General features: G+C 54.2%; 22 protein-coding genes. 11 read left to right on the top strand and 11 right to left on the bottom strand.

All coding sequences use genetic code 11. The features are described 5' to 3' along the window. Window positions 1-44: 44 nt before the first annotated feature. The 4 genes from ACKVOS_RS08505 to ACKVOS_RS08490 all read left to right on the top strand — a co-directional run bounded on the left by ACKVOS_RS08505 (window position 45) and on the right by ACKVOS_RS08490 (window position 4883). Complete coding sequence (locus tag ACKVOS_RS08505; RefSeq protein WP_373476835.1) at window positions 45-839, top strand: SDR family NAD(P)-dependent oxidoreductase; 795 nt, start codon at window positions 45-47, stop codon at window positions 837-839. 685 nt (window positions 840-1524) lie between these two features. Then, window positions 1525-2163, top strand: coding sequence for a hypothetical protein (locus tag ACKVOS_RS08500; RefSeq protein ID WP_409211578.1), 639 nt, complete (start codon window positions 1525-1527; stop codon window positions 2161-2163). A 52-nt stretch (window positions 2164-2215) separates the two neighbouring features. Further along, complete coding sequence (purL, locus tag ACKVOS_RS08495) at window positions 2216-4447, top strand: phosphoribosylformylglycinamidine synthase subunit PurL (RefSeq protein WP_409211577.1); 2232 nt, start codon at window positions 2216-2218, stop codon at window positions 4445-4447. Between the two features lie 25 nt (window positions 4448-4472). Further along, entirely contained in the window at window positions 4473-4883 is a 411-nt protein-coding gene (locus ACKVOS_RS08490) for a hypothetical protein (protein ID WP_409211576.1), read from the top strand. Here the strand turns inward: ACKVOS_RS08490 and ACKVOS_RS08485 are convergent. Next, window positions 4880-6451 (bottom strand): hypothetical protein, encoded by a 1572-nt coding sequence (locus ACKVOS_RS08485; RefSeq protein WP_409211575.1) that lies wholly within the window; start codon window positions 6449-6451, stop codon window positions 4880-4882. The two genes, ACKVOS_RS08490 and ACKVOS_RS08485, sit on opposite strands and share 4 nt — an antisense overlap. 168 nt (window positions 6452-6619) lie before the next feature. Between ACKVOS_RS08485 and ACKVOS_RS08480 the strand changes: the two genes are divergently transcribed. After that, a complete protein-coding gene (locus tag ACKVOS_RS08480; protein ID WP_409211574.1) occupies window positions 6620-7294 on the top strand; it encodes a nitroreductase family protein in 675 nt (224 codons plus the stop codon). Here ACKVOS_RS08480 and ACKVOS_RS08475 read toward each other — a convergent pair. Further along, window positions 7291-8067: a Coq4 family protein gene (locus ACKVOS_RS08475; protein ID WP_409211573.1), complete on the bottom strand. Its 777-nt coding sequence runs from the start codon at window positions 8065-8067 to the stop codon at window positions 7291-7293. The genes ACKVOS_RS08480 and ACKVOS_RS08475 overlap by 4 nt on opposite strands. Window positions 8068-8192: 125 nt before the next feature. Between ACKVOS_RS08475 and ACKVOS_RS08470 the strand changes: the two genes are divergently transcribed. The 3 genes from ACKVOS_RS08470 (at window position 8193) to bfr (ending at window position 10227) form a co-directional block, all read left to right on the top strand. Next, window positions 8193-9422 (top strand): DUF418 domain-containing protein, encoded by a 1230-nt coding sequence (locus ACKVOS_RS08470; RefSeq protein WP_409211572.1) that lies wholly within the window; start codon window positions 8193-8195, stop codon window positions 9420-9422. Window positions 9423-9476: 54 nt separating this feature from the next. Continuing rightward, window positions 9477-9647, top strand: coding sequence for a bacterioferritin-associated ferredoxin (locus ACKVOS_RS08465; RefSeq protein WP_143776982.1), 171 nt, complete (start codon window positions 9477-9479; stop codon window positions 9645-9647). Between the two features lie 100 nt (window positions 9648-9747). Further along, window positions 9748-10227 carry a bacterioferritin gene (gene bfr / locus ACKVOS_RS08460; protein ID WP_409211571.1) on the top strand — a complete coding sequence of 160 codons (480 nt, stop codon included), beginning with the start codon at window positions 9748-9750 and terminating at the stop codon, window positions 10225-10227. Between the two features lie 40 nt (window positions 10228-10267). Here the strand turns inward: bfr and ACKVOS_RS08455 are convergent, their stop codons facing one another. From ACKVOS_RS08455 to panB, 5 genes are all read right to left on the bottom strand, one after another. Beyond that, window positions 10268-10699, bottom strand: coding sequence for an Hpt domain-containing protein (locus ACKVOS_RS08455; protein WP_373476845.1), 432 nt, complete (start codon window positions 10697-10699; stop codon window positions 10268-10270). A 99-nt stretch (window positions 10700-10798) separates the two neighbouring features. After that, window positions 10799-12202 carry a ribosome biogenesis GTPase Der gene (gene der, locus ACKVOS_RS08450; RefSeq protein WP_409211570.1) on the bottom strand — a complete coding sequence of 468 codons (1404 nt, stop codon included), beginning with the start codon at window positions 12200-12202 and terminating at the stop codon, window positions 10799-10801. Between the two features lie 23 nt (window positions 12203-12225). Next, complete coding sequence (locus ACKVOS_RS08445) at window positions 12226-13566, bottom strand: PQQ-binding-like beta-propeller repeat protein (RefSeq protein WP_409211569.1); 1341 nt, start codon at window positions 13564-13566, stop codon at window positions 12226-12228. A gap of 4 nt (window positions 13567-13570) precedes the next feature. Then, entirely contained in the window at window positions 13571-14320 is a 750-nt protein-coding gene (locus tag ACKVOS_RS08440) for a tetratricopeptide repeat protein (protein ID WP_409211568.1), read from the bottom strand. A 78-nt stretch (window positions 14321-14398) separates the two neighbouring features. Next, the gene (gene panB / locus ACKVOS_RS08435; protein WP_409211567.1) at window positions 14399-15265 is read right to left on the bottom strand and encodes a 3-methyl-2-oxobutanoate hydroxymethyltransferase; all 867 of its coding nucleotides are present in this window, start codon (window positions 15263-15265) and stop codon (window positions 14399-14401) included. A gap of 125 nt (window positions 15266-15390) precedes the next feature. Between panB and ACKVOS_RS08430 the strand changes: the two genes are divergently transcribed. The 3 genes from ACKVOS_RS08430 (at window position 15391) to ACKVOS_RS08420 (ending at window position 17356) form a co-directional block, all read left to right on the top strand. Beyond that, the gene (locus ACKVOS_RS08430) at window positions 15391-15813 is read left to right on the top strand and encodes a hypothetical protein (protein WP_409211566.1); all 423 of its coding nucleotides are present in this window, start codon (window positions 15391-15393) and stop codon (window positions 15811-15813) included. Between the two features lie 2 nt (window positions 15814-15815). Then, window positions 15816-16037: a helix-turn-helix transcriptional regulator gene (locus tag ACKVOS_RS08425; RefSeq protein WP_409211565.1), complete on the top strand. Its 222-nt coding sequence runs from the start codon at window positions 15816-15818 to the stop codon at window positions 16035-16037. Between the two features lie 104 nt (window positions 16038-16141). Further along, window positions 16142-17356 (top strand): TCR/Tet family MFS transporter, encoded by a 1215-nt coding sequence (locus tag ACKVOS_RS08420; protein ID WP_409211564.1) that lies wholly within the window; start codon window positions 16142-16144, stop codon window positions 17354-17356. A gap of 22 nt (window positions 17357-17378) precedes the next feature. On the opposite strand, the gene ACKVOS_RS08415 is transcribed toward ACKVOS_RS08420, so the two are convergent. Genes ACKVOS_RS08415 through ACKVOS_RS08400 form a run of 4 tightly spaced genes read right to left on the bottom strand, consistent with a single transcriptional unit; the run spans window position 17379 to window position 19494 of the window. Then, window positions 17379-18446, bottom strand: a complete 1068-nt coding sequence (locus ACKVOS_RS08415; RefSeq protein ID WP_409211563.1) for a glycerophosphodiester phosphodiesterase — start codon at window positions 18444-18446, stop codon at window positions 17379-17381. 3 nt (window positions 18447-18449) lie between these two features. Continuing rightward, window positions 18450-18797: an arsenate reductase gene (locus ACKVOS_RS08410; protein WP_409211562.1), complete on the bottom strand. Its 348-nt coding sequence runs from the start codon at window positions 18795-18797 to the stop codon at window positions 18450-18452. Further along, entirely contained in the window at window positions 18794-19009 is a 216-nt protein-coding gene (locus tag ACKVOS_RS08405; RefSeq protein WP_409211561.1) for a DUF2805 domain-containing protein, read from the bottom strand. Before ACKVOS_RS08405 ends, ACKVOS_RS08410 begins: the two co-directional genes overlap by 4 nt. After that, window positions 19009-19494 carry a GFA family protein gene (locus tag ACKVOS_RS08400; protein ID WP_409211560.1) on the bottom strand — a complete coding sequence of 162 codons (486 nt, stop codon included), beginning with the start codon at window positions 19492-19494 and terminating at the stop codon, window positions 19009-19011. Before ACKVOS_RS08400 ends, ACKVOS_RS08405 begins: the two co-directional genes overlap by 1 nt. Window positions 19495-19499: the final 5 nt, after the last annotated feature.

Below are 19499 nucleotides of genomic sequence, written 5' to 3'. Positions count from 1 at the left end.
TAACCCTTCCCGTAAACGGGAGGGGGATTTGAAGGAGAAATTACATGGATTTACAGACCCTATTCAACCTGAATGATCGTGTCGCGGTCGTCACCGGCGGTTCGCGGGGGATCGGCAAGATGATTGTCGAGGGATATTTGAACGCCGGATGCGCCCGCATTTACATTAGCGCGCGTAAAGTCGACCAGATCGAAGCAACGGTCGCTGAATATGGCGACAGGGTCATTGGCCTGCCCAGCGATCTGTCGACTGTCGAAGGTTGCAACGCATTGGCGGCGCAAATTGCCGAGCGCGAAGAAAAGGTTGATATCCTCGTGAATAATGCTGGCGCAGCATGGGGTGCGGATTTCGGAACTGTCACCGACGCACAATGGGACCGGGTGATGGATTTGAACGTCAAAGGTCTGTTTTTCCTGACGCAGGCGCTTCATCCGTTGATGAAAAAGGCCGCAACTTTTGAACGGCCCGGCAAAGTTATTAATATTGCCTCTATTGATGGTATCAAAATCAACCCGTGGCAGACCTATGCCTATCAAGCATCGAAAGCGGCCGTGATCCATCTCACGCGCCGCTTGGCCGCGGAGTTGGTCAAGGATAACATATTGGTCAGTGGTATTGCGCCCGGTGCTTTCCAGTCGGAAATGAACAAGGCAGCACGCGATCATGGTGATGCGGTTGCCAAAAACATTCCGTTTCCACGAATCGGTACGCCCGAAGATATGGCCGGACTCGCGATCTTTCTGGCGGCGCGTTCCGGCGATTATATCGTTGGTGACACGCTCGCCTGCGATGGCGGCATTGCTTATTCCAGCCTGCCGGGCAACGGCATCGCTCCCTGATTGCAACCTTCCGCTACGGCATTGGAGCTAGTTGCAAAATATGCAACTAGCTCTTTTCTTTTCGCAATTGCAGCAAAAGCAACTGCCGGTTAATTCATCCTTCGACGGCAAGAAATTGCCGAAACGCACTTTGGCCGGCGGGCACTCTCCTCCTCTCTCCCTCGCCCCCGGTTGAAACGAACGGCCTCCATGCACTGCGTGGAGGCCGTATTCGTTGGGGCGTTTGACTTGTTCTCCATTTTGTCCACCATGAATCGGCCTGTCTGTGGATAAGTCGTCTTTTTCCCCTTTGTGCGACTCGAATTGTCATGACACCTTCAGGTCATCAGGCAAGACCACTACGATGCAAAGTCGGACCGGAAACGGGAAAGCGGAGCGGAACAGAGGGAATGCAGGATCACCAATTCGGCAGTCAGCTTGGTCGCAAGGCCACGGAAATGCAGTTGAAGCGGTGGGCACGAAGAAAACGAACATCAAGTGCGGCAACACGCAAGTGGCGCATCGCCGGGTGGGATACCCAAAGTGCCATGGCGAACCAACAAGGCTTTCGGGTCAAATTGGGGAACCGGACGTCAGAAAGCGGAAAGAATGGCCCTAGTGGCCAAGGACTTCCAACATCAGACGCAGTGGGCGCTGGTAGCAATACCAGCGCCCATTTATTTTTTGCAGGTCAGGAGGGGATTGTATGTTCATCGGTCACTGGGCCCCTGCCTTGGTTGCGGCAACTTCCAAGAATGCACCGGGCCTGCCGATCCTTTTCGTTGCGGCGCAGTTGGTTGACTGGGCCTTTTTCCTGCTGCTGATTTTCGGGGTAGAGGCGATGCGGGTGACACCCGGCATATCGGTGATGAACCCCATGGATCTTTATCACATGCCCTTTACGCATAGCCTGTTGGGGTCTTTAATCTGGGCCACTGGCTTTGGCGCGCTTGTCTATGCCTTCAGTCGCAACCCATCAGCGGCTTTCATTGCCGGATTGGTGGTTCTATCGCACTGGTTTCTGGATCTGCTGGTTCATGTTCCTGATCTGACATTGGCGGGAAGCGAACCAAAGCTAGGCTTCGGGCTTTGGAACCATCCGGCCATCGAAATGCCATTGGAACTCGCGCTCACATTTGGCGCTGTGTTGTTCTTTGCGATCAAGGCAAAGCCCAAGCGGTTGCCTCTGCTTGTTCTGGCGGCGTTACTGCTCGCCTTTCAGGCGGTGAATTGGTTCGGTCCGGTTGAGCCCGAAGTCACTTTGGGAACCAGCCTTTTGGCCTTTGTGGCGTTCGGACTTTTGACCTTGGCATCCTGGTGGACAGCGCGCAGCGTATCTGCCTGAAACCGGTTCAAAGCCACTGGCCAAAATCCTGCGCCATCGCTAAGGCCCATCCATGTCCGAGATCACACCCCAAATCGTCGCCGACCATGGTCTGAATGAAGAAGAATATGCGCGGATCCTCTCTGCGATGGGGCGCGAACCCAATTTGGTGGAATTGGGCATATTCTCGGTGATGTGGTCGGAGCATTGCTCCTACAAATCGTCGCGAATTCATCTAAAGAAACTGCCCACGACTGCGCCATGGGTGATTTGCGGCCCCGGCGAGAATGCGGGTGTCATCGATATCGGGGAAGGGCCAAATGGCACTAAGCTAGCCGCCATCTTCAAAATGGAATCGCACAACCACCCCAGTTATATCGAACCCTATCAGGGTGCGGCCACAGGCGTTGGCGGAATTTTGCGCGATGTGTTCACTATGGGCGCAAGGCCGGTCGCGAACCTCAATGCCTTGCGGTTCGGACGGCCCGACCATCCGAAAATGAAGCATCTGGTGCAAGGCGTTGTCGCGGGCATTGGCGGCTATGGCAATTGCGTCGGCGTACCCACAGTGGGTGGCGAGACCAATTTTCACCCTGCTTATGACGGCAATATCCTCGTCAATGCGATGACCGTGGGCATCGCGGATCAGGACAAGATATTCTATTCCGCCGCAACGGGGGTGGGTAACCCCATCGTCTATGTTGGCAGCAAGACTGGTCGTGACGGCATCCATGGCGCCACGATGGCATCAGCCGACTTTGGCGAAGATACCGAAGAAAAGCGGCCCACGGTGCAAGTTGGTGATCCCTTTACAGAAAAGCTGTTGATTGAGGCGTGCCTGGAACTGATGGCGTCGGATGCCATTGTTGCCATTCAGGATATGGGCGCGGCAGGGCTGACCAGTTCCAGCGTCGAAATGGCAACCAATGGCAAGGCGGGCATCATCCTCAACATGGACATGGTGCCCTGCCGAGAGGAAGGCATGACAACCTATGAAATGATGCTGTCCGAATCCCAGGAACGCATGCTGATGGTGTTGAAACCGGGCCGCGAGGAATTTGCCAAGGCGATCTTTGACAAATGGGAACTCGATTTTGCCGTCATCGGTGAAGTTACGGACACCGGCCATATGGTGCTGACTTTCAAGGGTGAGGTCGTGTGCGACATTCCGCTTGGCCCATTGGCCGAGGACGCACCGCTCTACGACCGGCCCGCTGCGTCGAAGGAAGAGTATAAGATATGGGCCAAGGTCAAGCCGCTGGGCGATATTCCGGAAAGCACCGACATCGGTGCGGACCTGCTCAAGCTGATGGCTTGTCCTGACCTGGCTTCACGCGCATGGATCTGGCAGCAATATGACTCACAGGTCGGCGGCGACACCGCGCAGTTGTCTGGTGGCGATGCGGCAGTGGTCCGCATTCACGGCACCAACCGCGCGCTGGCGATGAGCACTGATTGCACGCCTAGATATTGCTACGCCGACCCTTATGAGGGCGGCAAGCAGGCAGTGGCCGAAACCTATCGCAACATCTGCGCGGTTGGCGCAAAGCCGCTGGCTATTACCAATTGCCTCAACTTCGCCAACCCGCAGCGGCCCGAAATCATGGCGCAGATTGTGGGCTGCCTCGAAGGCATGGGAGACGCCTGCCGCGCGCTCAATTACCCGATCGTGTCGGGCAATGTGTCGCTCTACAACGAAAGTAAGGCGACGGGCGGTGGTAGCGCGATCCTGCCGACGCCGGCCATCGGGGGCGTGGGAGTGCTCGAAGATGTGAGCAAGATGGCGACCATCGGGTTTAAGGCGGAGGGTGACGAGATATTCCTTATCGGTGAACCGCGCGCCACCTTGGGTCAATCGATTTGGCTTCGGGAAATTCATGGTTTGGAGGCAGGCTCTCCTCCCAATGTCGATTTGGATATGGAGCGGCGCATTGGTGAAATAATCCGGCAACTCGTCGCAAATGGCGAAGTCAGCGCAGTTCATGACGTGTCCGATGGCGGCTTGCTCGTTGCCGCCGCAGAGATGGCTCTCGCCTCAAATATGGGATGCTCAATATGCGGGGAAGGCAACCAGACTGAGTTCTTATTTGCAGAGCATCAAGGTTGCTATCTGGTCACGATAGCAGGTGACGCCGGTGCATTTATTGACCGTGTTATGTCGGAAGGCGTGAAAGCCACATATATTGGCACCGTATTAGGCTGTGACATGCCAGAAATTATGGTCATCGGCGCAGAAAAAAACATAGAGCTCACCGACCTGCGCGCCGCGCACGACAGCTTCTTCAAAGAGTGGATGGAACAATAAACCCCTCCATCGGTTGTACCTTGTTATGATTACAGGATATTCCGGCAAACCACTGGTTCAAAAACTGGGGTACAAAGACGGTATGCGTGTGTGGTTCGATTCCATGCCCGATAGCGTCCGCGCGGAAATTGCCGAGGCGAAGCTGACTCTGTTCGAAGAGACTGTCCCGACAGCAGGCGTTTTTGCGGCGCATTTGTTTGTCACCGACAAGATAGCATTGGCCGAAAAGCTGGAGGCGCTCCGCAAGGTTATTGATCCTGCAGGTTTCATCTGGGTTAGCTGGCCCAAAAAGGCTGCCAAGGTCGCCACCGACATCACCGAAGATACGATCCGCGCGGTCATATTACCCAGCAGCGATCTGGTGGATGTAAAGGTCTGCGCGGTCGATGCCGTGTGGTCGGGGCTAAAATTGATGATCCGCAAAGACCGTCGCTAAGCGTTCAGCCCCACCGAATTCATAAAATCATTTGAAAATGCGTTGCGCTCGGCGTGATCGGGCAAGAGCAATGATCGCGCCGCGTTCCAACGGTCGACATTGCCGCCATAGGCCGCACGCACGCGTGCCCGCGTCAGATGGTTGGTTTTGCCCCAATGCATCGTATATGGCATCCCTGCCTCCGAAAAGCGGCGCGCCACCAGTTTAATGAGCGCTTGGGTCGCTTTGGAATCTATGCCGTCAATGTCGATCACACAGGTCGGGTCATAGCGGGTAAAGGACAGGATACCCGGCGATTTCTGGACGTACCGGCATGTCAATACGACTCCCGCTGTCTTGTGCGAACGGAAGGCGGTGGCCATCATTTCAAGCGCCCGGCTGGTTTGCGATAACGGCACGCCAAAGCCGCTGCTGGCCACACCCCGGCGCGCATCGGTGAATGTATAAGCTTGTCCAGGTGTTTTCCATTTTTCGGGCTTGTGTGCCTGATTTTCTTCTTTCAGCATGATTTCCATCAGCACCCATGTCGCAAGATCGCGGAAGTCGGGGCTAAGTTTGATGATGTCGCCAACAAGCTTGGGCAAGTCAGTTCCGTCAGTATTTTCCTTTTTCAGATCATATTGGGGGACTTGGTTGGGTGGGCAAAATTCCTTGTAGCGCACGGTGCAGAATACACGTGCGCGGTCGCCTTCTTCCCACAGATCATCGGGGTCGACGATGGCCTGAAAGAAATAGGGTCTCCGTGATTCATCTGCTATGCCAGACCCTTGGAAATTCAACGAATTAAGGGCGGTTTTGATGCGGCCATACCGGATACGCCGCACCGACGAATTGAGCAGATAGCGTCCGGTCGAACGGATCATCACAGAATGGACAATCCCTAGGGAACCGAGGCTTACAATCGCGGCTTCAAACTGATTGTCATCGCGCACGAGGGTCGCCCCCAGCCTTGCGGCAAAAGTGTCCACCATCGCAGGCGCGCTGGCCCGTTCGATCCAAAGGTTACGGTTGGCACTTAAAAGCTGGATACCGACAACCTGGCTTTCCATACCCGCGACGTCGATGGCCGATCCGTGCACGCCAGTGCCAAGCGCGCCCGCGATGGTTTGCCCGTTGCTCGCGCCCGAAGTGCGAAGTGCGCGGCGGCGGCGGCTGTCCGGCAAAACAGAATTTGGCGATTCCAGCGTTTCGTTGACTCGGGCGATCAATGTGCCACATTGGCAGAGCAACAATTCGTCGTGGGTAAGTTCTGCATGAGGATGCATATCGCCTGCACCAAATGTGAAACGCCAGTCGAGTTTACCGGTTTCGACAATCCAGCCATTGGCAACCGTCGGGATATCCGAAAATGACCAGTGTGATCCCACGGCCCGAATCCTCTGCCCTGCGGCAAGTGCATCGCGGATAACGGATTGCACGCGCAATGCGGTTGCTTTCATACCGTTTAATGAAGGGGGGACCGTTATATCGTTTCGGACGGTGAGTATTTTGGCAACCGGTACGTTGATATTTTCGTGATGGTTTTGCCAGTTTGTCGCGTTGCGGACATCGATGAAAGTGTCGGGCATGACTCGTATCCTCTGTCTTTCGTAGCTGCGGCTCTTTTGAACTCGCATACCGAATATTTGGATCGACCTTGCGCTTATGATTTCAGGCTTTGGTTACGGTCGCAATGAAAAAGTGGGTTAACTTAACCAGGACTGGAATAAGGCATGTGCATTGTTTAGCGTGGAGTTATGAAACCACATGATACCATCGCCTATGACGCATTGCCCGCCTATTCCGATACGGAGCGAACCCGGCGTGCGGACGCGTTTTACAAAGCGTTAAAGACCCGTCGGACGTGCCGTTACTTTATTGACACCCCAATCGCGCAAGACGTGATCGAGGCCGCGCTGCTTGCAGCGGGCACGGCACCCAGCGGTGCCAATCATCAACCTTGGCACTTTGCGGTCATTTCTTCGCCCGAGAAGAAAAAAGCACTGCGTATAGCAGCAGAGGCAGAGGAGAAGGAATTTTACGCTGGCAAAGCAAGCCAAGAATGGATCGATGCCTTGGCTCCGCTGGGCACGGATGAAGCGAAGCCCTATCTCGAAACTGCGCCCTATTTGATTGTCATTTTCGGGCAAAGACGTGGCGGGCTTTACCCCGGCGAAGACAAACAGAATTATTATGTTAATGAAAGCGTCGGGATAGCGACCGGATTTCTGATTGCGGCCTTGCATGATGCCGGCTTGGCGACTTTGACGCACACACCCAATCCGATGAAATTCCTTAACGAAATTTGCGAGCGACCGGCGAACGAAAAACCGGTCATGGTTCTCGTGGTTGGCCACCCCTCGCCGGATGCAACTGTGCCAGTTCACGCGACCATCAAAAAGCCGCTGGAACAGATTTCAAGTTGGCTCTAAGCCGGAACAGCCAGCAGATTATAGGGATCAACCCCGCCCGAACGCATCACTTCATGGGCTTTGCGATAAATAACCGGCGTGCCGATGCCGAGGCGTTTGCGTGCATCGGCCAAAGGCTCTTTTAGCAATTCCGCGATATCTTCGTGCACGATATTTTGGGCAGCATTACCAATGCGGTGGCCTTCGCGAATTGCGGCCATAATCGGGGCCGATGGCGCGACGCGGCGTTTCAATTCGAATCCACCGGCATAAGCAATAAAGCCAACGCCAAGATTACGGTTTTGTGCGTATGTGAAAGCCAGAACACATTGTTCGCCCAGTGCATCGCGACTATAGCCGGTCAAAACATGGAGCATATCATGGGTATCACGCAAACGGTCGCCATAGCGGTCGATGCCGTCTTCGAACCGGACGCCGGCATCTGTAAACTTCGCATATTCGGCTTCGAGCCCTGCGGCGCTTAGACCTTCGCGTTCCATAAAGTCGACATAAGCCCGGCCAACGGTTCCGGCGGGCAGCTTTTTGATCGTGTCATGATCGTCCAGCACATCAATCAGGCGTTGATTCGAAGCCAGTATGCGCTGACCCTTTTCACTGTGCCAAAATTTACTGGCGATCGTTCGAAACTTGCGTCCACGGAGCGCCGCAATGATATGGAACACCTGTTCGGTGTCTTCCTTGTCGGCAATCAATTTGCGGAAATGATGCCAAGCTTTTATCGGACGAAACTCGCCTGCAGGGCGGTCAGGGTGATGAAACGGCACAGCGGACATGAAAAGACTCCGGTAAGAATGACTAAAAAGATATGCACTACCTACACCTATGTCAATAAGAAAATCTTAATGGGCTGGACGCATCGCGATGTTGCTGTATTGATACAACAATACAGGAGGACATCATGCAACCGGAGACTGAACGTTATTTATCGCTGGACGCCATGCGGGGTTTTGCTGTGATGGGCATATTGGCGATGAATATCATCGCGTTTGCAATGCCCGAATGGGCCTATGTCACGCCCAAGGCCTATGGCGGGGTTTCGTTGGAAAACGAGATTTCATGGTTCGTTTCATTTGTCCTGATCGATGGCAAAATGCGCGGACTGTTTTCCTTGATGTTCGGCGCCAGCATGATGCTGGTAATCGAAGGCGCAGCGGCAAAGGGGGAAAGCCCCGGGAAAATCCATTTTGCGCGCATGTTCTGGTTGGCCGCATTTGGACTGGCGCATTATTTTCTAATCTGGTTCGGCGATATCTTGTTTTTATATGCCAGCGTTGGGTGCATCGCGTTTTTGTTCAGGAATTGGGAGCCGCGCCGGCTGATAAAATGGGCTTTGATTATTTTCGGTCTCGGCCTTTTGCTATGGGGCGCGCAATTTTCCGCGCTGCAACTTTTGCAATATTTTGCGAATTTGCCCGGTGCCGATGCCGAACTGGTGGACCAGTATAAGGCGCTCATGAGCAGCCCCGATTTCGACATGAATATAGCCAAAGAACTTGCCCTCCATAGAGGAGGGTATTGGCCAATCGTTGCTGATAAATTGTCAGAATGGTACGGGCCACTTACAATGATATTGCAGTCCATCACGGAAACCTTGCCGTTGATGATGATCGGAATGGCCATGAAGAAAAATGGCTTCATAACCGGCAAATGGTCCCGATCCGACTATATCGATTGGGTAAAAAAGCTTCTGCCAGCCGGCATATTGCTAAGTGTTATTCTGGCCGCCGGGCTCATTGCGGTTGACCATGATATGATTACGTCCCTGGCCGTCTTTCTTGTTTGGAGCGCAATACCGCGGCTGATGATGACCATCGGTTATGTTGCTTTGCTGGTTCTTCTGATCGAGAGGCTTGATGGCAGCTCGATAATAGGCCGGATCGAAGCTGCAGGCCAGGCGGCATTTACCAACTATCTCGGTACCAGCATTGTCATGACCAGCCTGTTTTACGGATATGGCCTGGGGCTTTATGGCCATATGAGCCGTTTTGAGCTGTGGCCGTTCGTGTTGGGCGCATGGGGTGTGATGTTGCTTTGGTCAAAACCTTGGTTGGCGCGTTTTCGCTATGGTCCGCTTGAATGGCTATGGCGTAGCCTTGCGCGCGGGAAGTTGCAGCGATTGGCACGCTAAAGCTATTGCAATCAATTCGCATTAACGGTAACACAGGCCATCAGGAGCGAATCTATGGTCGTGTGTGTATGCAATGCTATCCGGGAAAAGGATTTGCGCGCAGCTGTGCGTTCGGGTTCTGATCGCCCGAACGATGTATATGCCCGGCTGGGGCGCAAGCCTAAATGTGGTCAGTGCCTATCGTTTGCGCGAAACATTATCAGCGCAGGTCCTGCAACCGCTTAGCATTAGCGCGGAATAAATTCCCGCAATTCTGCGGACTTTTGCCTTCACTTGCGGACCTTTGGCCGCTATTCAGACCGCAGCAGCGATAAGGAGCCATGCCATGAAGGGTGATGCGAAAGTCATCGAGTTTTTGAACGAAGCCCTCAGAAACGAATTGACCGCGGTCAATCAATATTGGCTTCATTATCGTATGCTCGACAATTGGGGTGTCGCGAAACTCGCCCATTTTGAACGGCATGAATCCATCGATGAAATGAAACATGCGGACCGTTTGTCGGAACGCATTCTCTTTTTGGAAGGTTTACCGAATTTCCAGCTTCTCGGCCGTTTGCGAATTGGCGAGACGGTCGAAGAAATATTGAAGGCAGACCTTGAGCTTGAATATGAAGCGCTGCCCCTTTTAAAGGATGCCATTGCCTATTCGGAAAGTGTTCGCGATTTTGTGAGCCGCGATTTGTTTGCGGACATCCTCGAAAGTGAAGAGGATCATGTCGATATGCTGGAAAAACACTTCGATATGATTGCGCGGATGGGAATCGAAAATTACGTGCAGTTGCAATCACGACCCGCTGAAGATTAGGTGCCGACGCAAAGTCCGGGTCTTGAATCAGGGTGATAATTTAACCGTAGCTCATTCCGCCAAGCGCATTGCGTTGGCCAAAGCTTACGGGGCGACGTTCGACCAGCGGGCTGGCTTCTGACTCAAGTGCCGACAATGTGGCCTCGAATACCGGGCGGAGGCGAACAATTTTTTCGACCAATTCCGATGGATCGATCTGTATTTCGACATAATGCCGGGCTGACATTTCGATTTCTTCGGCCAGAAGCGCAAGCTTGTCAGCGCCAAATTGCCACGACTCGCCTTTCAATGTATGGGCAGGAATGACCAGTTTGGCCGAATCCTTTAATCGCAAAGCTTCCTCGATAGCTGCGACAGATTTCGTGCCATCCTCTCGGAAATAGCCCAAAATCCGCACAAAACCTGCGCCCAACAGGTTGCGGGTTTCGGTAAAAGTCTTCCAGTCAATCAGATCATCCGGCTTATCGGTCAACGCGCTGCTCCATGGACAACGAAAATGGTCCTGTCGGTTTCCTTTACACCTGGAGAAGTAAACAGAGCGTTGACATAATCTGTTCGGCAAACACGCGGTTCATCCGTTGTCAGCAAAGGGATTCTTTGATGATCTGAAATTGATCCGAACGGGAACTGCCCCAAAATCAAGATCGCGGCGAATGCCGTTCAGCAAGTAACGCGCATAGCTGGCCGGAAGCTCATCCGTCCGGTTACCGAAGATCACAAAGGTGGGCGGCCGGTTTCGCGCCTGCGTCATATACCGCAACTTAATTCGTTTGCCGCCGGGTGCAGGGGGCGGATTGGCGGCGATAGCTGCTTCAAACCAGCGATTGAGAATACCGGTTGGTACCCGCTTGTTCCATGCTTCGCGCGCGTCAAAAGCGGCAGAGATCATAATATCCAGACCTTTGCCGGTTGTCGCGGAAACAGCAATCAACGGCACGCCTTTCAACTGGGACAGGCCTTCTTCCAATGCGCCGCGGATGCCATTGAACAGGCTGCTGCCATTTTCAGCGATATCCCATTTGTTAATCGCAATAATAAGGGCTCGGCCCTCTTGAATCACATGATCGGCGATCTTGAGGTCCTGCACTTCCAGTCCCTTGGTCGCATCGAGCAGCAACACCACCACTTCGGCAAAATCGATGGCGTGCCGGGCGTCGGCGACCGATAGTTTTTCCAGCTTATCCTGAACCTTGGCGCGTTTTCGCATGCCAGCCGTGTCAATCAACCGCACGCGGCGCTCGGTAAGCATCGGCGGAACATTGCCCTCTTCGTCGGGCTCGCCCTGTTTCGGATTGGGGTCGGTCCAAATCCAGTCGATCGATATACTGTCGCGGGTAATTCCCGCTTCCGGGCCGGTAATCAGCCTGTTTTCGCCGAGCAATTTGTTGATAAGCGTTGATTTCCCAGCATTTGGTCGGCCGACAATCGCCAGTTTCAAAATGGCATCGGGTGCTTCCGGATCCTGCTCCTCGAATGCTCCACCATCGATATGTGGCAACAGCACCTGAAACAGGTCCGCCATGCCTTCGCCATGTTCACCGCTGATCGCTATCGGGTCGCCAAAGCCTAAGGCATAGCTCTCCAATATGCCGTCATCGCCTTGCTTGCCCTCCGCCTTGTTGACCGCAAGTACGACCGGGGTCGCACTGCTTCGCAGCCAGCGGGCGATTTCTTCATCCAATGGCGTAACGCCTGCACGGCCGTCGATTAGGAACAGCGCGACTTGCGCGCCGGCTATGGCTGCCTCGGTCTGCATTCGCATCCGGCCCGGCAGGGTGTCCGGGTCCTCATCTTCATAACCGGCAGTGTCGACGATCGTGAATTCAAGGTCGAAAAGACGGCCCTGACCTTCACGTCGGTCGCGCGTCACACCGGGGGTATCGTCGACGAGCGCAAGTTTCTTGCCAACCAGGCGGTTAAACAAGGTGGACTTGCCGACATTTGGGCGACCAATAATGGCTACGGTCGGCAACATGCCGGCATTACTCCTTTATGTTATCAGCGGAAGGCTGAAATCCGGCCTGAATCGTCTAGAATATACAATGTACTATTTGCAACGACAGGAGCCAGCGAGACAGAGGCCTTCAGATCAAATACTTCATTTGCGACGCCCTCTTCAGGCGATACAGACCAGATGTTCCCGCGCGAACTTGCTACGATCAGCCGCCCACCCGCCAATATCGGTCCATACCAGCTGATTGGACCCTTCTTTTTTTCTTCATTGTCATAGCGTTGCAATTTCGAAATCCAGCGGATCTTGCCACTGGACCGCGCAACGCAAAGAAGCCTAGCTTCGTCTGTCATGACAAACACCCACTCCCCGGCGGAAACAGGTGTCGAAATACCGGCAATGTTGATTTCCCAAATACGTTGGCCGGTCACTAGCTCGTAGGATGCCATCCGTCCGCCTTTGCCGAGGGCAAATACACGCCCCCGATCGATTACGGGATCCGCATCGATATCAGTCAGTGTTGAAACCGACGTCGACATTGCCGTCCGCGACAGTGTATCGGTCCACAAGCTGCGACCATTTTCGTATCGATAGGCGGCAAGCTCACCGCTCGAATATCCGGCGATGACCGTTCCTTGCGCAGCCGCAGGGGCACCAACGCCGAAAATTCCGGAGGCCGCAACAGGTCCAGCCTCATTCCATTGGGGCTCGCCATCGGTTTGGCGTAGAGCGTAGATTTGATTGTCCTGGGTCATGACATACACATTGCCGTTGGACAGAGTAGGAGCCCCGCGCAGGGGCCCCGCCGGACGTTTCTTCCAAACAACAGCGCCTGTATCGGCAGCCAGAGCGGTAACGTCGCCGACACCGTTTGTTGCAAATATATTTGTGCTAGTCGCACTAACGCCGCCGCCAAAGCGTGAGGGCTTGCCGTCGTCGTCGATTTCCAAGGCGTTTGACCACAAGGGTGCACCGCTATTTGCGTCGAACGCGGATATCCGTGCTGTCGTGTCCACAACATACACCCGTGCGTCGCTAACGACGGGGCTCGCGGCAAGGCGCGCCCTCGGGTTAGAGCCTGTCACATTGGCGCTCCAGATGCGGGTAACGGTCCGGCCCAGTTCCACATGGCCAGGGGATTTCGACGCATTTCCACCCGGCTGTGCCCAGGCGTCATTTACAAGCGGTGGTGGCAGAATAACCGCAACACTGCTGAGCGCCGGATCGACTTCCATGTCACGTTCTGTTCCCAGAATATCGACGCGATTACCAATTGTGGGTGTATTATTCTTTTTCCCGGCATCACCGCGCACGCTATCAAGGACGGCACAGCCGCCCAGCGTCGCAGAAGCGGCCAGAGCCAAAAGCAATTTTGCGTTGATTTTCACCTATTCACTCTCCCTGGGTCGCGGCAGTATCTGTCGCTTTTGTGGCATTCGGCTTTTCGTCAACCTGAACGGTATCGATGCCGAGTGCCCCCGCCATTTGCTGAGACCGGCTCTGAAGGCTTGGCGGCATACCTTCCTGCTTGGCAATTTTGGCAAAAATGGGGCCAGCGATATTGTCTTTTCCCATCTTCATATAGGCCAAAGCCGTCAATTCTCCGGCGCTCCCGAACCAAGGGTGCCCTGGCGTTGCCAGAGGTTTTAGCCGATCGACAACGGCTTGCGGGGCAAGCGTGTCGAATTCCGCGCTTGTCTGACGGATCAGCGCCATATCCCGGAATGTTTGGGGCAGGCTGCTGTCTTTGGCTACCTTAGCATACATTGCGATTGCATCTTTGGTTTTGCCATCTTCGCCGAGCAGATTCGCTTCAACCATGAATGCCATCGCACGATAGCCCGGTTGTTCCGCCGTAAAGAATTTGGCCAGCTTGACGCGACCTTCTTTGGCTTGTCCGGCACGCAATTTATCCATTGCGTCGACAAATTGCTCGCTTTGCTTGTCGGCAGCGGCCTGTTGGACGTTGTGATAGACGATCCATCCACCAAAAGCCAAAAGCCCGGCAACAACAGCTGCCAGCAGCCACCGGCCGTAACGGGTCCAGATATGTGTAAGATCGCTGGCGCGGACTGCGTCGTCTACTTCGCGCAGAAACGCTTCATCGCTTCCGGCGCGTTTTTCAGTCGGTGTTAAAGCCAAAAGGGCCTCCGAAATTGCATGATAACCATATTGTTGCGCCGTCCTTAGCGGGACTCACTCCGCTAGGCTAGCCCTGCTTCAAACAGGCTCGTAAAGTTGGTCCGGGCCGGGAAAACTGCGGTCACGCACCCCACTTGCATATTCGCGCACTGCTTCTTCGACGGACAAGCCCATATTCCCGAATTTTTTAACAAATTTGGGCACCCGGTCGAACAGGCCCAGCATGTCTTCGGTAACCAAGACTTGCCCATCGCACTGTGCCGATGCGCCGATGCCGATTGTGGGGCAGTCGATTTTATTGGTAATTTCAATGGCAATGGGTTCCAAAACCCCTTCGATCACCATCGAAAACGCGCCTGCGTCGGACATTGCCACGGCGTCTTCGACAATGGATTTGGCTTCTTCCGGGCTTTTGCCACGCACGCCGTAGCCGCCCAGTATGTTCACCGCCTGAGGAGTCAGGCCGACATGGGCCATAACAGGGATGCCGCGTGATGTCAGAAATTCGACCGTGGGCGCCAGAACCCGTCCACCTTCGATCTTGACCGCCGCCGCACCTGTTTCTTTCAACAAGCGCGACGCATTGACAAAGGCTTGTTCGGGCGAGGCTTCGTATGATCCAAAAGGCATATCGACAATGACCGCAGCATGATAACTGCCGCGAACAACCGCAGCGCCATGCGCCGCCATCATTTCCATCGTAACTGCCACGGTGTGCGGTAAGCCATAAATGACTTGCCCTAACGAATCGCCCACCAGCAGCATATCGCAATGCGGGTCAAGAAGCTGGGCCATGCGGACAGTATAGGCCGTCAACATGACGAGCGGCTCTCCACCCTTGCGTTGCCGGATACGGGGCACCGTCAGCCGCTTCATCGGCGAAGGTGTCGGGTTGGCACGGCTGGTTGACGTGTCGAAGGTGAGCGTTTGGGGTCGTGTAGACATGCCGGGGGCTTAGCGACAAATGCGGCATAGCAAAAGCAAGAACGGGTGAAATGTTATTTTAACTTGACTCAATGTTAAATATATCGAACATTAAGTTCGAATCAAATCACATAGGAGTAGCAATTATGTCTTTTCGCGAACAAACCCACTGGGCTGCGTTCATTGCTTTGACGATAGCGTTCGGCTGGTATTTTCTGTCTTATCCCTGGTCAATGATTTCAATACCTGTCGGTGTCGTCGCTGTTGCGGGAATGCTGGTGCCGGTCACGATCATTATTGTTGTGGTGATTGCTTTTACAGCCGCTTTTTTTGCGCTCCGGAAACCACAAGAAGCCCAGTTGAAAGAGGACGAACGTGAACGCAGCATCCATATCCGTGGCACCCATCTGGCCTATTATCCGCTAATCCTTGGAGTCTGGGGAAATATGATCGCGATATTCTATCGGTTTAGTCCGGGCGTGTATCTCAACTTGCTGATTGCCACAGCCGTGATTGCCGAATTGGTCCGTGTCGGGTCCCAATTATATTATTATCGCCGGGGTTATTGATCATGCCGCAAATTCCCTTTGGCAACGACATAAAGACTCTGCGATTTCTCAACGGTGAAATGACGCAAGGCGATTTAGGAGAAAAAGTCGGCGTCACCCGCCAAACCATCGCCGCGATCGAACAAGGCAAATATTCGCCCTCGCTCGAAGTCGCATTCCGCATTGCCCATGTGTTTGGAAAACCGCTTGAAGAAATATTCAGATGGCAAAATGACATTCCCTGAATGCCGCGCAGCATCGAAGGCCTGAACACCCGCTCCCCGGCCAGGTTCAGGCCTTCAACTTGACCTTTGTCCTATGCCGCATTATCCCGATCTGCGGAGGCGATGTGGGAAAAGTTCAGAAAAATCCAACGCTCGGCCTTATCGCCTTTATCGTTTTTATCGACATGGCGGGCATCGGCTTGATTGTTCCGGTGATGCCAACGCTGGTTATGGACTTAAGCGGGGAAGGGGTCGACAGGGCCGCCGAAATTGGTGGATGGCTGCTCTTTGCCTATGCCATCATGCAATTCGTGTTTTCGCCCATCATCGGGGGCCTTTCCGACCATTTTGGCCGTCGCCCCGTTTTGCTTATAACGCTCGCCGCGCTTGGTATTGATTACGCGCTGATGGCATGGGCACCGTCATTGTTCTGGCTTTTCATCGGCCGGATGATTTCCGGTGTCATGGGCGCCACCTGGGCTGCCGCCAATAGCTGTGTTGCAGATGTTGTTGAACCGGCAAAGCGGGGTTCGGTATATGGCATATTGGGTGGCGCAGGGGCGGCCGGTTTTGTGCTTGGCCCCGCACTGGGTGGCGCATTGGGCTTATTTGGTGATCGTGTGCCGTTTATGGCGGCAAGCGTTTTGTGCGTCATCGGCGTGGCTTATGGCGTCTATGCGCTCAAGGAAACATTGCCGACTGAAAAGCGGCGACGTTTCGACTTTGCTCGCGCCAATCCGTTCGGGACGATGCTGCAAATGGCCAAGACGCCATTGGTATTAGGTTGCCTCATCTGCATTTTCTTCATGCAGTTGGCGGCCCAGTCAAATTTTGCCGTATGGAGTTATTACGGCGCGTTGAAATTCAATTGGTCGCCATTGACCATCGGGGCAACGGTTGCCCTTTTTGGAATGTTGCTGGCGGTCATCCAAGGATTGCTTGTCGGAAAGGCGATAGACCGTTTCGGTGCCGTGCGAACAGCGGTGTGGAGCTTGGTTTTTGGTATACCCAGCTATCTTATCATCGGCTTTGCGGGGTCGACCAGCATCGCAATTTTGGGGCTGATCGTGGGATCGATCACTGGCTTGACCTTCCCGGCTATGCAAAGCCTGATGACGGTGAAAATATCGGAAGATGCCCAGGGCGAGTTGCAAGGAGCCATCGGAAGCATCGTTAGTCTAACGGCGATATTTGGACCGCCGGTCATGACGGCGGTTTTCGGAGCCTATGCCGATAAAGAGGGAATTTTTTTCCCGGGCGCACCCTATATGTTGGCCGCCACTTTGATGATGGCTGCTGTGCTTATATTATGGCGAACGTTAAAGCTTCACGTGGTGTAAGCCATAACATCACGGCCTCGCATCATTCGCCGATGGCCGCGACTGCCTGCGCTGGGTTGTCACTAAAAATTCCATCCACGCCCGCGGCAATGAAAGCTCGGATTTCCTGTACAATGTCGCCTGCGTCTCGCGGATCAATGCCCGATTTTGCGCTCAATGGCAGGAAGTAGTTTTCGCGGCGAAATGTCCAGGGATGCACCGCCAATCCAGCTTCATGCGCGTCGCGAACGAGTGGAGTGGGCTCGGTCAGATTACCAAGCATATTGCGCGGTATGACGAGCGCTTTGTTGGGGCCTATGCCATCGGCATATTCTGCAATCGCCTTCAATCCCTCCGGCGTTGCCATGCCCGGATAGCTTAGGTCGGGCCGGTCCGCAGGGCTCCCTTTTTCATCCATCAACTGGATCAACCGCAATTTGGTTTTCCTCCGGAGCGCCTTTAGATTTTCAACTTCAAACGATTGGATGAATATCGGTGCAGACTTTTCGATGTGGCCATATGCCTGCAAAAGCGACAACAGAGGAGCTTCGTGCGGCAGGCCAATGGCCGCGAAATAGCTGGGATGTTTGGTTTCGGGGTAGACACCGATGGTACGCCCGGTGCTTATGCTTTTGGTTTTGGCAAGTTCCAATATCTCGTCAAATGTCGGGATCTCGAATTGCCCATCATAGGCCATATTGGCCTGGCGTAGCTGCGGCAGCCGCTCTTTTGCGCGCAGGGTTTTGAGCTCGGCGAGGGTGAAGTCCTCGGTGAACCAGCCCGTCATGGTCTGGCCGTCGATTGTCTTGGTCGTTTTGCGATCCGCAAATTCTGCTTTTGACGCAACATCGGTGGTTTCCGATATCTCGTTTTCATGCCGGGCGACCAAAATGCCATCTTTTGTCAGCACCAGATCCGGCTCGATAAAATCGGCGCCTTGTTCAATCGCAAGCGCATAGCTCGCTATGCTATGTTCTGGTCGTTCACCGCTGGCCCCGCGATGCGCGATAACAATGACTTGGCCATCAAGTGGTTTTTGCATGGCGTGGCTTTCCGAAATAGAGCAGGCGGACAAAAACGCGGCGGTAAAAAAGAGAAGCAGGATTTTCATGGCTCAGAATTTTGCCTGATCATAGACATCGGGATTGAACCCGACCAGCAAATTGGAGCCACCTTCGACGACGGGGCGCTTGATCATGGACGGGTAGGCTTGCATCAGCGCGATGGCCTTTTTTGTGTCGATATCGACTTTATCTGTATCGGACAGCTTTTTGAAAGTCGTCCCCGCCTTGTTCAGCAGCTTTTCCCAACCGACGAGCGCCACCCACCGTTCAAGAGCAGCGATTTCTATTCCGCTTTTTTTGTAATCGTGAAAAAGATATTCGACCCCGCGTTCGTCGAGATATTTCCGCGCCTTTTTGACCGAATCGCAATTGGGTATGCCATAAAATGTGATGGTCATTTATAATGCTCCCGCCGCTCACCAAAGTCACGCACCCGTTTTCGCCAAATCTTGTAGCTAGCGGGTTTTAGGTGTGTTCGCATAAGGTTTTTTACCTCGTCCGGCGAAAGGCCGTGCTGCTGTTCGATCAGCGAAAAGCCGACATGATCGGACAGCGCCATCTCGATAACTTCGCTCAACTGGCTGGCGGAAAGATCGGGCGTGCGCGGCATCAGCTTGGCCAATGGTCGGTGTCATGGTCGGGATGCTGGTGATTGCTGGCGCGGATTTCGCCGACATATTCGGCCATGGTATCTTCGGTGCTGCCTTCGTCAGCCAGAGCGCACAGGTCGCCATACCAGGGCATCCGTCCCTCCGCCCCGAATTGTACCTGAGGCGGGAAGGCGGCCGGATTGTCGAGCGATCCGGTGGTGACGTTCAGATGCGCGCTCGTCGCATAGTCATAGAGCAGCGGCGTGCCGCATTCGGCGCAAAAGCCGCGGGTGACGAGATCGGAACTTTGGAAAAGGGCGGGTGTCCCCCGTGTCCATGCAAAGGCATCGCGCGGGATGCCGATCAGGGCGGCGAAGAAATTGCCCACCGCCTTCTGGCACATCCGGCAATGGCAGATGTGCGATGTGTCGAGCACGGCGGTCGCATGATAGCGCACCGCACCGCATTGGCATCCGCCGGAAATCGCGCCATCGATGCGCTTCATGTCGC

Source organism: Sphingorhabdus sp. (genome assembly GCF_046154385.1).
In the GTDB taxonomy this organism is placed as follows: Bacteria; Pseudomonadota; Alphaproteobacteria; order Sphingomonadales; family Sphingomonadaceae; genus Sphingorhabdus_B.
The sequence above is the reverse complement of the archived record's forward strand: the minus strand, read 5'-3'. Positions and strand labels throughout refer to the sequence as shown.